The following is a 15645-nucleotide window of genomic DNA, read 5'->3' as shown; positions in this document are numbered from 1 at the left end:
GAGGCTGCTCAATTTGAGCAGCCTCTCTTTTTATATGTGGAATTATCTTTTGTAAAAGGAAAAGTTTAATTCATTGTGATATAAATAAAAAAATATTTTTTTTATTACTGATTTTCACTAGATTTGAGTTATAAATACTATTTTATATGAAAAACATTTTACTCGTTGGTTTCTTAATGACTGGCATTTTATCCTCCGCACAGACTTACTGTACGCCTGCGTTTGCAAGTGGGTGCAGCGGAGGAGATGTGATAGATTCCTTTGCAATTCCGGGTGCCGGATTTGATCATCCTAATACAGGTTGCTCCACTGATGCATATGGAGATTACACTTCCATGACGATCAACCTTAGCGCAGGTTTGAGTTATGACTTTAGCGTGAAACATGACTATAGTGATCAAAATGTACGCATCTGGATAGATTTTAATAACGACGGAACTTTTGATGATGCAGCTCCGGAGCTTGTAGCTTCTGCGAGCAGTACTTTTGTAGGAGGAAACAATATTACCTCAGGGCTTATTGAAATTCCTTCTACCGTTACTCCTGGTACTTACAGAATGAGAGTAGGAGACCGATTCTCTAGTGATCCTATTCCCTGTAATACAGATGGGTATGGAGAAGCTCATGATTATACAGTAGTAATTGGTGCAGTCCCAACTTGTTTTGCACCGTCTGCTTTAACGGTAACTGCGGTAACTGCAAATTCAGCTCAGGTTGGATGGACGGCTCCGGCTTCTGCTCCAGGCAGCGGTTATGAATATTACTACTCAACTTCCAGTACATATCCTACGGCTGCTGCTGTAGCTTCCGGAACTAGTACTGGTTTAACGGCTGGTCTGTCTACACTAGCTCCGGCTACTGTTTATCACGTGTGGGCACGTTCTGTATGCAGTACTTCAAATAAGAGTGCATGGTCTCAAATGGCAACATTTATGACAGCTTGCGTTTCTGTAGGAGTGCCATATGCATTGGATTTCGAAAGTATAACTCCGCCAGATCTTCCGAACTGTACCTCAGTAGTAAATGACGGTTCAGGAAATATGTGGGTGACAGGTGATTTGGATGCTCAAGGATTTACGGGAAATGTTCTTCAATATTCTTACGATTATATCAATAATGCAGACACCTGGTTTTTCACTAACGGAATAAACCTTACCGCGGGAGTTACCTACAGAATTAAATATAAATATGCAAATGCAGAAGGAACTGTATATGCTGAAAAGTTAAAAATTGCCTACGGAACTTCAGCTACAGGTGCAGGAATGACCAACACATTAGCTGATCACTCGAATATTGTTACCAGTACAGCAACCAGTGCTTTTGCGAATTTCACACCAACTGCCACAGGAGTATATTATTTTGGGTTTCAGGCATATTCTGATGCTAATATGAATCAATTATATGTGGATGATATTAATATAGATGTGGCACCAGCTTGTAGTGAGCCAAATGTATTAGTGATGTCTAATATTACTGCCGGAGGAGCTACAGTGTCCTGGACGGCTGCAACTCCTGTACCGGCAAGCGGATATGATATTTATTACAGCACAACCAATACAGCACCTACAGATGCAACTACACCTAATTTTACGGGAGTTACAGCAACTACTTATAATATTCCAGGTTTAGCTCCTTCTACTGTTTATTATGTATGGGTGAGATCTGCGTGTAATGTAACCAGCACAAGTGTATGGAGTGATTCTGTTACATTTACGACATTGTGCTCAAGTGCGAATCTTCCTTATACTTTAGATTTTGAAAATGTTACTGTTCCTGAACTTCCAGGCTGTACAATGAATGTTAACGCGGGAGCTGGGAATAACTGGGAAACTTCAGATCCACCTTCTGATAGCCAGGGGTTTGCTACCAATGTATTAAGGTACCATTATAACTCCTCCAATCCTGGCAACGCATGGTTCTTTACTCAAGGATTGAACCTGACAGCAGGAACACAATATACCATTAGCTATAAGTATGGAAATAACTCATCTACATATGCTGAAAAATTAAAAGTAGCTTACGGAACTTCACCAGTTGCATCAGCAATGACTAATTTAGTGGCAGATTATCCTGCAATCAATGATGAAATGGCTCATACAGAATCTATAACGTTTACAGTTCCTGTAACCGGAGTGTATTACTTTGGATTTAATGCTTATTCAGATCCAGACCAGTTTAATCTGTATGTAGATGATATCAGCATTAGTAATGCAAATCTGGCAATATCTGAAGTTTCTGCAGCGAAAAACAGTATCAAAGTATATCCTAATCCATTTACGGATATGTTGAATATCTCTGATGTGAAAAACGTGAAAAATGTATCAGTAACAGATGTTACAGGAAGATTAGTGAAAACTATTCCAAACCCTGAATCTACAATACATTTAAGAGACTTAATGCAAGGCGTTTACTTAGTGACTTTAGAAATGAAAGACGGATCTAAGCAGACCATCAAAGCCATTAAAAAATAATTTATCATTTAAATAAAAAGGAAGGGACGGGTCATTGATGATCCGTCCTTTTTATGAAGCAGATATTTACTTTGAAAATCAATGGATCAAAAGAAAGATGAGCGAAATACTTCACTCATCTTTCTTATTTTGCTGTATGATTAGTATATAATATAAATCATTGCTCATTACTCATTATTTATTTGGTACCGGCTGTATCTCTCCCTTGTTCAGAAGGTCAAAAACAGTAGGGAAGAACATTACTAATATAAAGTAGACGATGATCATCAGCACCACCAGTGCAAAAAGAATGATCACTAAACTGCTCGGTTTGTTTTTCTTTTTTGGTTCCATGATTTTGTGGTATTTGGTGAATAAATTTTACTTATACTTAATATCAAGCTAATTTCTTGCCACATTGTTTACAATATCTCGCATCATCATCAATATCTTCGTTTCCACAACGTTCACATACCATTTCCAGATTTTGTCTTTTGTTTCTCATTTCTGCCGTTACAATACCGGTAGGAACAGCAATAATGGAGTAACCGGCCAGCATCAGGACAACCGCAAAAAACTTTCCTAAAGGCGTAATAGGAGACACGTCACCATACCCAACAGTCGTTACAGTAACAACTGCCCAATAGATAGACTGTGGTATTGTTTCAAATCCCTGTCGTCCACCTTCCACCATAAACATTAGTGATCCTACAATAACTGAGAATATAATCAGGAAGAGAAGGAAGATGTAAATCTTTCTAGAACTGTTTTTCAGAGCCCTTACAATAAGGTAGCCGTCATTCATAAAATCCAGCAAATTGAAAATCCTGAAGATTCTCAACATTCTCAGCATCCTGAAAATCAGGAAATACTTTGTGATAGGAAAGAAAAAACTGAGGAAAAAAGGAACCAGAGCGAGAAAATCTATAATCCCGAAAAAACTGAAAATATAGTTTCGTTTATTCTTTACCACTGCAATACGCATAGAATACTCAAGAGTGAAGAAAATGGAAATCACCCACTCCAGGACCAGGAAGGTGTAATGAAATCTTTTATCAAGCTGAGGTATGCTTTCCATCATAATAATGGCAGTGCTGGCAAGAATTAAAGATAATAAGATGATATCGAACAGTTTTCCGAGCTTCGTATCGGAGCGATAAATGATCCGGTAAAGGAATCTTTTCCAAAGATTGTCTTCAGGAACAAGATTATGTTCTCTTTCCATTGGTATAGGTTATTTCACAGCGAAGTTAGTAATTTCTATAGAGTATAGGGTAAAGATAGGATTGTTAAAAGAATCCTGCAAATGTTAATGTAATTTTCATCATTAAAAAGTGAATTATTATGAGTTAATTTAGTGATTTTCAATATATTATAATAAGTAAATTACGAATAAAAAATGACATATAAAAATTTATTTTTTAACATAATATTAGGGCAAGTTTGTAATTTTATCCAACAAAAGCTTTATATCATGAGAAAAATTTTAACCTTGTTTATTCTGTTTTTCATAAGCAGTTTTGTATATGCTCAGGTTGGGATTAATACTTCAACGCCCAACGGTGCTGCAGTATTGGATATAGTCTCCAACCAGAAAGGGATTCTCATTCCTCGGCTTACAGATACTGACCGGGATACATACCTGGCAGATAATAATGTTTCCACAATACCACCTGCAGGGGTTGTGAATGCTAACCTTACTGCAGGAACACTTATTTTTAATACGACAACCAATAACTTCCAGTATTGGGATGGTATCCTCTGGAGACAGCTTTTTGTTCCCACATCTTCTCAGGCTGGTAACGACGGTGTCGTAAAAATAAATTCTGGAAACGCAAATGTAAAACCTTCACTCAGTCTAAGTGCAGCAGGAAGCGGCTACGGTCCAAGGCAGCAGATACTCTATGCCACCCCATTGGTCTTTGCAGCAAGCCCTACTACAAGCTGGCCGGAAACCACAGTTCCATTTCCGGGAGTTACCTCCAATATTTATATTTCAGCTACTGGTAAATGGAGAGAAAACGAAATTAACGGACAAGTCCATGTCTGGAGAGTCATTGCTACTATTACTCCAGGGTCCAATTCCTCAGGATCAGTAAAGGCTACTTTTAAAAACCCTGATTCCGGTTTTGAAATTAACTCTATTCAATTAGTTCCAAGTGGTTCAAGCGGAACAGGTAACATTCTTACATTCTATTTCTATACCATTGCCGATCCTGCGAGTCTTGATCCGGGAAAAGGGTATCAGCTTTTTATGGAAGCCGATATAAGCTGTAGTGTAGTCATGGAATCCTTTACAAGAGTATCGCTTTTCAAAGATTAACAGTCTATTTTTTTTAATATCAAATTCAAACCGGCCGATGAAAGCCGGTTTTTTTATTGGAGCAGAAATATTCTTTAAAATTTTAGTAAAATTAATATCTTCGCTGTAACCGTAAAATATAAATAAATGAAGCTAAAAACTGTAATTGCAAAGATTGAAGAGGAAATAAGTATCAGACAGGCAGAAGATTTTGATAATGTAGGTCTGTTGTGCGGTGTTTATGACCGTGATGTATCTGGGATTCTGGTATGTCATGATGCTCTGGAAAATGTGGTAGACGAGGCTATTGAGAGAAACTGCAATCTGATTGTATGCTTTCATCCCATTATATTTTCCGGACTCAAATCTTTAACAGGGAAAAACTATGTAGAAAGAGCTGTTTTAAAGGCTATTGAAAATAAAGTGGCTATCTATGCCATTCATACAGCATTTGATAATGATTTCTTTGGAGTAAATCATGGAATATGCAGCCAGTTGGGCTTAAAGAATATGAAAATTCTTCAGCCAAAAGAAAACAATTTAAAACAACTGACGGTTTTTGTTCCGAAAGAATTTTCTGAAAAGGTAAAAGAAGCTATGTTTTCAGCAGGAGCAGGGAGTATCGGATTTTATGACGAATGCAGTTTTACTGTGAATGGAAACGGAACATTCAGACCGATGGAAGGTTCAAATCCGTTTTCCGGACAGCAGGGTATTCGTGAAAATGCAGATGAAGATATGATCTCTGTGATTTTTGAAGGCTTTAAACAAGGTCAGATTGTGGGAGCGATGAAAGCGGCACACCCTTACGAAGAAGTCGCTCATCAGATATACAGCCTTGATAATAAAAACCATCATGCAGGATTGGGAATGTACGGAGATCTGGAAGAGGAAATGGATGAAAAGGAATTTCTTGGGTTTGTAAAAGAAAAGTTTGGCCTTGAAGTGATCAAACATTCCTCTTTCAACAACAAAAAAATCAAAAGAGTAGGGGTTTTGGGTGGTTCCGGAGCCAGCGGAATACGATCTGCAGCTGCCAGGAAATGTGATGCTTACCTTACCGGAGATCTTAAATACCACGACTATTTTTTGGCAGAGTCTAAAATGCTGATTTGTGATATAGGCCATTATGAATCAGAACAATTTGTTAGTCAACAATTATTTGAAATTTTGTCACAAAAATTTAGTACATTTGCAATTTCAAAATCTATTGAAAAAACAAACCCAGTAAATTATTTCATTTAAATATGGCAAAAACCAACGATATTTCAGTTGAAGAAAAATTAAGAGCTTTATACGATTTACAGATCATTGATTCAAGATTGGATGAAATCCGAAATACTAGAGGAGAATTGCCAATTGAAGTTGAAGATCTTGAAATCGAGATTGAAGGTCTTGAAAAAAGAGCTGAAAAATTTCATGCTGATATCAAAGAACAGGACGATCAGATCAAAACAAAGCATGAAGTTATTAACCATGCTAAAACTTTAATTGATAAATACAAATCTCAGCAGGATAATGTAAGAAACAATAAAGAGTTTGAAGCATTAGGGAAAGAAATGGAATTCCAGGATCTGGAAATTCAGCTTGCTGAAAAAAGAATTAAAGAATTCGGAGTTAAAATTGCTCACAAAAACGAAACTTTAAGTGAACTGAATACGAAGATCGACGATTTGAAAAGCCACTTGAAATTCAAGAAAGAAGAATTAGAAGGTCTTATCTCTGAAACTCAGAAAGAAGAAGAATATCTTTTAGAGCAATCTAAAGAATTCGCAGGTAAAATCGATGAGAGATTATTAGCTTCTTACAACAGAATCAGAACAAACTCTATCAACGGTCTTGCAGTAGTAGGATTAGAAAGAGGAGCTCCAAAAGGATCTTTCTTTACAATCCCGCCTCAGAAGCAGATGGAAATTGCTCAGAGAAAGAAAATTATTATTGATGAGCATTCAGGGAAAATCCTTGTTGATGACGAGTTGGTAATGGAAGAAAACGAAAGAATGAAATCTGTAATTAAGTTCTAATTATTGATTTTAAATCATATAAAAGCTGTTTCAGAAATGAAACAGCTTTTTTTGTGTTTATTTTTATAAAGCCCGTTTAGTTTTTTGCGGTGTCCTTGTCATTCCGTAGGAATCTATATCATGTTAAAAGAATGTGTAGAGATTCCTACGGAATGACAATTCTAACTCTAATAAAAAGAGTTCTAATGAGACAATCAATAGAAATGGGCTTTAGCCTGTTTAATCAAAAAACAAATCTTCATTATTGGCTTTAGCTAAAACATAAAAAAACCGCCTCAAAATGAAGCGGTTGATATTATTTATTCCTGATGATCATACATCTTATTATACAAAGCAATAAACTTTTCTTTTACCGCTTTTCTTTTCAGTTTTAATGTTGGAGTAAGCAATCCGCTTTCAATGCTCCATACTTCAGGAGTAAGCTCAATTTTTTTGATTTTCTCCCAGTTTCCAAGATGCTCGTTGATGCCTTCGATTTCTTTTTCAATTCTTTGCTTCAATTCAGGACTTTTTGCAATTTCTTCCGGCGTTGAACCTAAATTCAGGTTATTTCTCATCGCCCAGCTTTTTGCAAATTCAAAATCAGGCTGTACCAAGGCACATGGCATTTTTTCACCATCACCTACCACCATGATCTGTTCTATAAATTTAGAAGCTTTTGCTAAATTCTCAATCGTCTGAGGAGCAATATATTTTCCACCGGATGTCTTGAACATTTCTTTCTTACGGTCAGTGATCTGTAAAAATCCATCACTGTCGATATGTCCGATATCTCCAGTCTTGAAAAATCCATCAGCTGTGAAAGCTTCTTTGGTCATTTCTTCATTTTGGAAATACCCTTTGAAAACTGATGGGCCTTTTACCGTAATCTCACCATCTTCCTGAATTTTTACTTTTAAATTATCCAATGGAATACCTACCGTTCCCACTTTCATTTTCTCAAAGCTGTTGACGGAAATTACAGGGGAAGTTTCTGTTAAACCATAACCTTCCAAAATTGGAATTCCTGCATTTTGGAACATTAAGTTAAGTCTTGTAGATAATGCGGCAGATCCTGAAACCAATGTCACGATTTCACCGCCTAAACCTTCTCTCCATTTAGAAAATACCAGTTTATCAGCAATAATTTCCTGAAGTCCGGATGGTTTTGAGATTACTTTCTTTTTGCTGATCAGGTTCAATGCCCAGAAGAATATTTTTGATTTCAATCCTCCGGCAGAAGATCCTGTATTGTAGATTTTATCATATACCTTTTCTACCAGTCTTGGAACTACGGTCATATAATGAGGCTTCACTTCTTTTACGTTTTCCCCCATTTTCTCGATGCTTTCAGCAAAATAAAGAGAAAAACCGTTGTATTGATAAAGATAGAACAGCATTCTTTCAAAGATATGACAGATAGGAAGGAAGCTTAACGCTCTTGTTTCCTTATAATCAAAACTTCTTTTCTTTGGAATTCGTGGAATAGCCCCCAATACGTTTGATACAATATTGTTATGGGTAAGCATTACTCCCTTAGGTCTTCCGGTAGTTCCGGATGTATAGATAATAGTGGCAAGATCTTCCGTATTGATGGCATTGGAAAGATCATCTACCTCAATTTGTGTAGATTCATCTTTACCCAGATCCAGGATTTCTCTCCAGTTGGCAGCACCACTGATGTTGTCAAAAGTAAATATTCCCTGTAGAGTTGGGATGTTATGTTTCACTTTCATTACTTTAGTCAGCAGCTCCTTATCAGAAACAAAGCAGTACTGAATTTCAGCATTGTTGAAGATAAATTCGTAATCTTCAGGTGAAATACTTGGATAAACAGGTACAGAAACAACTCCGATCTGAGAAAGGCCGAAGTCCATAATCGCCCATTCAGTACGGGAATTGGTAGTAATCAAAGCGATCTTATCACCCGGTTTTATGCCCAGCTTCAGTAACCCTCTGGATATCTTATTTCCCTCATTAATAAACTCCTGCGTAGAAGTTTTTTTCCACTCACCCTGATACTTCGTTACAAACATATCCGTTTTAGGATATTTTTCTAAAGCGTAGTGCGGAATATCGAATAATCTCTTGATCGTCATGATTTTTTAAATAAATTATAAAGAAATTTAAATATAAGCATTTTTTTTAATTGAAAACGTATGAATGTAATAATTAGGAATTAGTTAAATGCTTGCCATAATATATTGAATCAAAAAGGGGATCAGTGGCTTTTAAAGGGTGGTTGCAGCAGTTTATTACGAATGAAGTATATCTTACCATGGTATTTTATTTTTCCTCCGGAATTGAATGGTATTCCCATTTGATAAACCTTCATGTCATTTATCGCTATTTCGAACCTTAAAACCTCTTTCAAAGCTCTTTTTTTGTGCGTTTTGTCTGCTTTTAATTTATTTTTTCAGATTTGCTTAAAAAGTGTAAATTTACGGCTATCTAATTATTTTTTTTATGGACTTTAATTTATCGGAAGAACAGCTGATGATTCAGCAGGCAGCAAGAGATTTTGCACAAAACGAACTATTACCTGGAGTGATTGAAAGAGACCGTGACCAGAAATTCCCTGCAGAACAGGTGAAAAAAATGGGAGAAATGGGTCTTTTAGGAATGATGGTAGATCCACAATACGGAGGAGCAGGTATGGACAGCGTTTCTTACGTGCTGGCAATGGAGGAGATTGCAAAAATAGATGCTTCTGCAGCTGTTGTAATGTCTGTAAACAATTCATTGGTTTGTGCCGGTCTTGAAAAATTTGCTTCTGAAGAACAGAAAGTAAAATATCTTACTCCACTGGCAAGCGGACAGGTAATCGGAGCTTTTGCATTATCTGAGCCTGAAGCTGGTTCTGATGCTACTTCTCAGAAAACAACTGCTGAAGACAAAGGAGATTACTATCTTTTAAATGGAATCAAAAACTGGATCACCAATGGTGGAACAGCTTCTTATTATATCGTAATTGCTCAGACAGACCCTGAGAAAAAACACAAAGGGATCAATGCTTTCATCGTAGAAAGAGGATGGGAAGGATTTGAAATCGGACTAAAAGAAGACAAATTGGGAATCAGAGGAAGTGATACACACTCTTTGATCTTTAATAATGTAAAAATTCCAAAAGAAAACAGAATTGGTGAAGACGGATTCGGGTTCAATTTTGCAATGGCAGTATTGAACGGAGGAAGAATCGGTATTGCTTCTCAGGCTTTAGGTATTGCTTCAGGTGCTTACGAACTGGCATTGAAATATGCTAAAACAAGAAAAGCTTTCAAAACTGAGATCATCAATCACCAGGCTATCGCATTCAAATTAGCTGATATGGCTACACAGATCACGGCAGCAAGAATGCTGTGTTTCAAAGCGGCATGTGAAAAAGATGCTGGAAAAGATATCTCTGAAAGTGGAGCTATGGCAAAATTATACTCTTCTCAGGTGGCAATGGACACTACTATTGAAGCAGTACAGATCCACGGTGGATACGGATACGTGAAAGAATATCACGTAGAAAGATTAATGAGAGATGCGAAAATCACTCAGATCTACGAAGGAACTTCTGAAATTCAGAAAATCGTGATCTCAAGAAGCATCGCAAAATAACATTTTATAAAACACACTACCTATGAAAAAATCTTTGTGGATCACACTCGGTGTTGTACTGCTGTTACTAGGCGTATTTGTCTGGTATAAGTACTATTTTGTTTTCGGAGAAGGAGTGAAATCCGGATACCTGAACTATGCCATGAAAAAAGGTTATGTCTTCAAAACCTATGAAGGTAAACTGATTCAGGAAGGCTTCGGGAGAGGAAAAACAGGAACAATTACAAGCTATGAGTTTGAATTTTCTGTAGATGACCCTGAGATTTTCAAACAATTGGAAACCAACAGCGGAAAAACCTTTGACCTGCATTACAAAGAATACAACGGTGCTCTCCCATGGAGAGGAAATACAAAGTTTGTCGTAGACAAAATAGTGAATATGAAATAAAACAAATAAGGCTCTCAATCTGAGGGCCTTATTTTACACCAAATCACAAAATATTAATATATGAAATAAAAATTTCCAGGTTTGTTGTGAATCCTGTATAATAACGAAGATTCATTACTTTTAATTACACTTAAAGTTAAGAGGAATTTTTTTAATAAACAAGCTGTTTTTATTAATGTTATAAAATTAAGTATAAGAATTTATCTAACCCTCTAAACCTCATTAAAAAAATATTAAAAATCCACCCTTAGGATGGATTTCAAATCTAGTGAGAATCGTTATCAGGAACGTTTTTGTTCTTCTTTTTGTAAAAATAATACCCAATAGCGGCAATAAGGAATAAAGGCCACAACGGAAGAATAAACAGGAAAATAGAAGTGATCACTCCCCAGCCTGATTCAATGGCTGCCAATGATTTTCCACCAAAAGTTTTAGGTTCTTTTTCTGTTTTAGTCTTATCACTGATATTTACATTGATTGTACAGATCGTATTGTCTGCGTAATTGCGCCCTGAAACCTGAATATCTTTAGTATCAATATCTCCAACATTGCTGTTGATAGCATCCATTAAACCATCAAAATGCTGGATAGGAACTTTGATATCAATGCTGTATATTTTTTGATCCTCTCCATAGCGGCTGGCAGATTCTACATAAGAAAGATTTTCGCTTTTGATGTAGCCGTTATTTTTATTAGCTTCTTCTCTGATGATTTCCTTCACCGTTTCTGTATTGTCTGCTTTTATTGAAAGATATCCTGATTTTACCATTTTGTCTTTTGGCATATTCAGTTCATAACTGTCGTTTTTAGGGTGGTCTTTATAAATGATTTTGGTTTCTTTAATAATCTTTGTAGCTGGAGCTTTTACTGCAATTTTTTCAGATTTTTTTTCTGCAGAATCTTTTTTCTCTATTTTGGATTCCAGTTTTGTAGTGGCAATTTTCTCAGATAAAGAATCTACCATTTTTGAGGTGTTTTCTATTTTTTGCTGAATGTCGCTTTTAGTATTTTCAAAATCTTTTATTTTAATACTGGCAGAATCCATGATTTGATTGGCAGTTTTACTGGCATTGTCAATTGTTTCTGTAGCAGCACTAGCAGTACTGTCGGCCGCATTGATAGCTTCATGGATATTGCCTTGTGCAATTTCTCCTTTTTTACACATAATGAAAGTGCTTGATACAGCAACGAGTAATATGAACTTTTTCATAACATTAATTTTTTTGATGAAGTAAAATTAGGAGGGAAGTTCTTGTAAAGATTGTAAATAGAATGTATTATGCTGGTAAAATGATAACTGGTGTATTTTCAGTGTTTTGTATTTGTTTTACAAAAGATTTACAAAGAGATTCTGGTCTTTGATGGTAAAAGAATCAGATTTATACGCTCTAAAGAAGCATTTAATAGCGGTACTTTATTACCTGTAGATTAGATTCCTACGGAATGATAAACAGAACGCTGAATTGATCCGTACACCTTGTCATTCCGTAGAATCTACTGTCGTTTAAATTATACTAAAGAATTACTGTATAATTAAAGCATAAAAAAATCCGCAGAAATTTCTGCGGATCTATATCGTAAACAATTTCGCCTTTTCGCGATTTTGTCTGCTTATTTAAGATTAATTTTCTCTGAACTCACTAATGAAATGAAGTTTCACATTCGGGAATTTCTCCTGTGTCATATGAATTGTGAAAGAAGAGTCAGCAAGGAATACCAGTTGGTTGTATTTATCTCTCGCCAGGAATCTCTGTTTTAATCTTGCAAATTCTTTGAACTCTTCAGATTTCTCATCAGCTTCTACCCAGCATGCTTTGTGCATGGATAGAGGTTCATACGTACATTTCGCACCATATTCATGTTCCAGACGGTACTGAATAACTTCGTACTGAAGTGCTCCCACTGTTCCGATGATTTTTCTGTTGTTCATTTCAAGGGTAAATAACTGTGCAACCCCTTCATCCATCAGCTGATCAATACCTTTTGCCAATTGCTTAGCTTTTAAAGGATCGTTGTTGTTGATATAACGGAAATGTTCTGGAGAGAAGCTAGGAATACCCTTGAAGCTCAATTTTTCTCCACCAGTCAGTGTGTCTCCGATTCTGAAACTTCCGGTATCATGTAAACCAACAATATCACCAGGGAAACTTTCTTCCACCACTTCTTTTTTATCAGCAAAGAATGCGTTGGGAGAAGAGAACTTCATTTTTTTACCTTCTCTTACCAATAAGTAATTTTCGTTTCTTTTGAAAGTTCCTGAAACAATCTTTACGAAAGCAAGTCTGTCTCTGTGTTTAGGGTCCATATTTGCATGGATTTTGAAAACGAATCCAGTGAAAGTTTCTTCTTCAGGTTTTACCAGACGGGTCTCACTTTCTTTAGGTTGTGGCATTGGAGCAATATCAATGAAAGCATTCAATAATTCGCGTACCCCAAAGTTATTTAAAGCAGAACCGAAGAATACAGGCTGAAGATCACCATTCATATAATCTTCACGGTTAAACTCAGGATAAACAGACTGAATCAGATCAAGCTCTTCTCTTAATGTTTTTGCCGCTTTTTCACCAATAACATCATCAATAGAAGTGTCATTAATGTCATCAAACTTGATAGAATCTCCAACTTTCTGTTTTTTCTCTTCCAGGAATAGCTGAATGTTGTCTTCCCAGATATTATAAATTCCCTGGAAGTCGCTTCCCATACCAATTGGTAATGAAAGCGGGCAAACTGTTAATCCTAATTTTTGTTCTACTTCGTCCAGCAGGTCGAAAGCATCTTTACCCTCACGGTCAAGTTTATTGATGAAAACCAACATAGGAATGTTTCTCATTCTGCAAACCTTAACCAGTTTCTCAGTTTGTTCCTCAACCCCTTTTGCAACGTCAATTACAACGATTACAGAATCTACAGCAGTTAATGTTCTGTAAGTATCTTCAGCAAAATCTTTGTGACCCGGAGTATCTAGAATGTTGATTTTATGGTCTCTATATTCAAATGCCAATACAGAAGTCGCTACAGAGATCCCTCTCTGTCTTTCGATTTCCATAAAGTCGGAGGTAGCTCCTTTTTTTATTTTGTTGGATTTTACCGCACCCGCTTCCTGAATAGCACCCCCGAAAAGAAGTAACTTTTCCGTAAGAGTAGTTTTTCCGGCATCCGGGTGGGAAATGATCCCGAAGGTCTTTCTTTTTTGTATTTCTTTGATTAAGTCTGACATATCGTATTTTGAAGTTGCAAAAATCGTGATTTTTTGCGAGGTTTTCAAATTTAAATGACAACAATGTGTATCAGTATAGAGAGTGGGCGGACAGTAGAGTTTGAAACCGGTTTATAAATGACCGTTATTACATCATCAAATAAATAAGAAATTCCTTTTTTAGTTGCCCGTGGCATTCAAAAAAATTATCTTTGTTTCTAATAAACTTTTAGAGAGAAAGGATGGAAAATAGCAAATATCCAAAGTTTACCTTCACGTGGTTTGGCGGTGTTGTTTTGGTGGTTGGATTATTCGTGGGAACAATGGCTGTTTCATTATTCAGCACTTTTTGGAAAGTTGTTTTCAAAGAAAATCTTGAGCTTAAAGACTGGTTCCTTATGGTAGTGAATGCTGTAGGATTCCTTACTGCTATTGCCTTTTTTGATTTTTTCATTGTAAGGCGCACCACCCAAAAGAAGCTTAACTTCAATTTGTCATCCGTTAACTTTTCTACCTATCTCCTTATCTTTCCAATGATGGCGGGGATGATGTTTATTTCAGAATTTGTTGCCGCTCAGATTCCTACTACAGGTCCTTTTTTTGGTGATTTTTATGAATATTTTACCCGGTTGATGAGCCAATTGACTGATAATCCTGTGATAATGATCATTATGACGGTAATCATGGCTCCTGTTTTTGAGGAAATTATATTCAGAGGAATTATCCAGAAAGGATTGATTAATAAAGGAGTAAAACCATGGAAAGCAATTCTGTATGCTTCTATTATTTTTGGAGTCGTTCACGGAAATCCATGGCAGTTTATCAGTGCAGTGATGCTGGGCTGTGTGCTGGGATTGGTCTATCATAAAACAAAATCTTTACTGATGCCGATATTGCTGCATGCGTTTAATAATTTGACCTTGTCATTATTGGTACTTTACGGTAAAGATGAAAGTTTTGCAAAGGTTTTTAATGTTTCAGAATGGCTGATCCTGGCTGTCGGAATTGTACTTTTCTCTTTATTCTCTTATCTCTTTATGAAAAAGAATAAAGTACATTATGTCGAAATGTAATCAACCTACGCTAAAAAAGTAAAATTGAAAATGAATATAGAAATGGAATTATTAGTAGCTACACACAACGAACATAAAAAAGAAGAAATCCAACAGATCCTGGGAAGTAATTGTGTTGTGAAAAGTCTTGCCGATTACAATATTCATGAAGAAATTGTGGAAGATGGAGATTCTTTTCATGCCAATGCCCTGATTAAAGCAAAATACTGTTTCAAAAAGACAGGTGTTCCAAGTTTGGGTGATGACAGCGGCCTGGTAGTAGAATCTTTGGATGGAAGACCGGGAATTTTCTCTGCCCGCTACGCTGGAGATCACGATTTTGCAAAAAATATTGAAAAGGTGCTGGAAGAAATGCAGGGAATTGAAAACAGAAAAGCTTATTTTGTGACCGTTCTGTGCTACTATGATGAAAACGGAGCTCAATATTTTGAAGGCAGAGTGCACGGAAATTTACTGACAGAAAATAAAGGTTTTAAAGGATTCGGATATGATCCTATTTTTGTTCCCGTAGGATATGACAGAACTTTTGCAGAAATGGATCCCGAAGACAAAAACAAAATCAGCCACCGCAAGCAGGCTTTAGATTTATTTATGGATTTTTTAAAAGTGACCGATTAAGTTTAAATA

Annotated in this window: 13 protein-coding genes; 8 read left to right on the top strand and 5 right to left on the bottom strand. The window is 36.3% G+C overall.

The annotated features are described in order from the left end of the window. Positions 1-146: 146 nt before the first annotated feature. Positions 147-2471 (top strand): GEVED domain-containing protein, encoded by a 2325-nt coding sequence (locus GFU89_RS16595; RefSeq protein ID WP_318848191.1) that lies wholly within the window; start codon positions 147-149, stop codon positions 2469-2471. Positions 2472-2645: 174 nt separating this feature from the next. Here the strand turns inward: GFU89_RS16595 and GFU89_RS16590 are convergent, their stop codons facing one another. Both GFU89_RS16590 and GFU89_RS16585 read right to left on the bottom strand, forming a co-directional pair. Next, positions 2646-2804, bottom strand: a complete 159-nt coding sequence (locus GFU89_RS16590) for a hypothetical protein (protein WP_318848190.1) — start codon at positions 2802-2804, stop codon at positions 2646-2648. Between the two features lie 43 nt (positions 2805-2847). Then, positions 2848-3675: an ion transporter gene (locus GFU89_RS16585; RefSeq protein WP_318848189.1), complete on the bottom strand. Its 828-nt coding sequence runs from the start codon at positions 3673-3675 to the stop codon at positions 2848-2850. 249 nt (positions 3676-3924) lie between these two features. Between GFU89_RS16585 and GFU89_RS16580 the strand changes: the two genes are divergently transcribed. From GFU89_RS16580 to GFU89_RS16570, 3 genes are all read left to right on the top strand, one after another. Further along, positions 3925-4773 (top strand): hypothetical protein, encoded by an 849-nt coding sequence (locus tag GFU89_RS16580; protein ID WP_318848188.1) that lies wholly within the window; start codon positions 3925-3927, stop codon positions 4771-4773. Positions 4774-4899: 126 nt separating this feature from the next. Further along, positions 4900-5997 (top strand): Nif3-like dinuclear metal center hexameric protein, encoded by a 1098-nt coding sequence (locus tag GFU89_RS16575; protein ID WP_318848187.1) that lies wholly within the window; start codon positions 4900-4902, stop codon positions 5995-5997. Positions 5998-5999: 2 nt separating this feature from the next. Then, a complete protein-coding gene (locus GFU89_RS16570; RefSeq protein WP_318848186.1) occupies positions 6000-6776 on the top strand; it encodes a hypothetical protein in 777 nt (258 codons plus the stop codon). A 299-nt stretch (positions 6777-7075) separates the two neighbouring features. Here the strand turns inward: GFU89_RS16570 and GFU89_RS16565 are convergent, their stop codons facing one another. Then, positions 7076-8854, bottom strand: a complete 1779-nt coding sequence (locus tag GFU89_RS16565) for a long-chain fatty acid--CoA ligase (protein WP_318848185.1) — start codon at positions 8852-8854, stop codon at positions 7076-7078. Positions 8855-9221: 367 nt separating this feature from the next. On the opposite strand from GFU89_RS16565, the gene GFU89_RS16560 reads away from it, so the two are divergent. Both GFU89_RS16560 and GFU89_RS16555 read left to right on the top strand, forming a co-directional pair. Then, on the top strand, positions 9222-10361 hold the full coding sequence (locus GFU89_RS16560) for an acyl-CoA dehydrogenase (RefSeq protein WP_318848184.1): 1140 nt from the start codon (positions 9222-9224) through the stop codon (positions 10359-10361). 22 nt (positions 10362-10383) lie between these two features. Then, the gene (locus tag GFU89_RS16555) at positions 10384-10749 is read left to right on the top strand and encodes a hypothetical protein (RefSeq protein WP_103234213.1); all 366 of its coding nucleotides are present in this window, start codon (positions 10384-10386) and stop codon (positions 10747-10749) included. Between the two features lie 265 nt (positions 10750-11014). On the opposite strand, the gene GFU89_RS16550 is transcribed toward GFU89_RS16555, so the two are convergent. Continuing rightward, positions 11015-11959 carry a DUF4349 domain-containing protein gene (locus tag GFU89_RS16550; protein ID WP_318848183.1) on the bottom strand — a complete coding sequence of 315 codons (945 nt, stop codon included), beginning with the start codon at positions 11957-11959 and terminating at the stop codon, positions 11015-11017. Positions 11960-12370: 411 nt separating this feature from the next. Then, entirely contained in the window at positions 12371-13966 is a 1596-nt protein-coding gene (locus tag GFU89_RS16545; protein WP_318848182.1) for a peptide chain release factor 3, read from the bottom strand. 221 nt (positions 13967-14187) lie between these two features. Here GFU89_RS16545 and GFU89_RS16540 point away from each other — a divergent pair, with 221 nt between their 5' ends. Both GFU89_RS16540 and rdgB read left to right on the top strand, forming a co-directional pair. Continuing rightward, positions 14188-15018: a CPBP family intramembrane glutamic endopeptidase gene (locus GFU89_RS16540; protein WP_318848181.1), complete on the top strand. Its 831-nt coding sequence runs from the start codon at positions 14188-14190 to the stop codon at positions 15016-15018. Between the two features lie 42 nt (positions 15019-15060). Then, positions 15061-15636, top strand: coding sequence for an RdgB/HAM1 family non-canonical purine NTP pyrophosphatase (rdgB, locus tag GFU89_RS16535; protein ID WP_413228599.1), 576 nt, complete (start codon positions 15061-15063; stop codon positions 15634-15636). Positions 15637-15645: the final 9 nt, after the last annotated feature.

The organism is Chryseobacterium sp. JV558 (genome assembly GCF_033712365.1).
Lineage (GTDB): Bacteria > Bacteroidota > Bacteroidia > Flavobacteriales > Weeksellaceae > Chryseobacterium.
This window is presented reverse-complemented; position numbering and strand designations above follow the sequence as displayed.

Excerpts from the sequence above, each read along its gene's own strand:
- GFU89_RS16580 (WP_318848188.1), top strand. The coding sequence starts at position 3,925 with ATGAGAAAAATTTTAACCTTGTTTATTCTGTTTTTCATAAGCAGTTTT.
- GFU89_RS16550 (WP_318848183.1), bottom strand. The coding sequence starts at position 11,959 with ATGAAAAAGTTCATATTACTCGTTGCTGTATCAAGCACTTTCATTATG.
- GFU89_RS16595 (WP_318848191.1), top strand. The coding sequence starts at position 147 with ATGAAAAACATTTTACTCGTTGGTTTCTTAATGACTGGCATTTTATCC.
- GFU89_RS16590 (WP_318848190.1), bottom strand. The coding sequence starts at position 2,804 with ATGGAACCAAAAAAGAAAAACAAACCGAGCAGTTTAGTGATCATTCTT.
- GFU89_RS16545 (WP_318848182.1), bottom strand. The coding sequence starts at position 13,966 with ATGTCAGACTTAATCAAAGAAATACAAAAAAGAAAGACCTTCGGGATC.
- GFU89_RS16575 (WP_318848187.1), top strand. The coding sequence starts at position 4,900 with ATGAAGCTAAAAACTGTAATTGCAAAGATTGAAGAGGAAATAAGTATC.
- GFU89_RS16540 (WP_318848181.1), top strand. The coding sequence starts at position 14,188 with ATGGAAAATAGCAAATATCCAAAGTTTACCTTCACGTGGTTTGGCGGT.
- GFU89_RS16585 (WP_318848189.1), bottom strand. The coding sequence starts at position 3,675 with ATGGAAAGAGAACATAATCTTGTTCCTGAAGACAATCTTTGGAAAAGA.
- GFU89_RS16555 (WP_103234213.1), top strand. The coding sequence starts at position 10,384 with ATGAAAAAATCTTTGTGGATCACACTCGGTGTTGTACTGCTGTTACTA.
- rdgB (WP_413228599.1), top strand. The coding sequence starts at position 15,061 with ATGGAATTATTAGTAGCTACACACAACGAACATAAAAAAGAAGAAATC.
- GFU89_RS16570 (WP_318848186.1), top strand. The coding sequence starts at position 6,000 with ATGGCAAAAACCAACGATATTTCAGTTGAAGAAAAATTAAGAGCTTTA.
- GFU89_RS16560 (WP_318848184.1), top strand. The coding sequence starts at position 9,222 with ATGGACTTTAATTTATCGGAAGAACAGCTGATGATTCAGCAGGCAGCA.
- GFU89_RS16565 (WP_318848185.1), bottom strand. The coding sequence starts at position 8,854 with ATGACGATCAAGAGATTATTCGATATTCCGCACTACGCTTTAGAAAAA.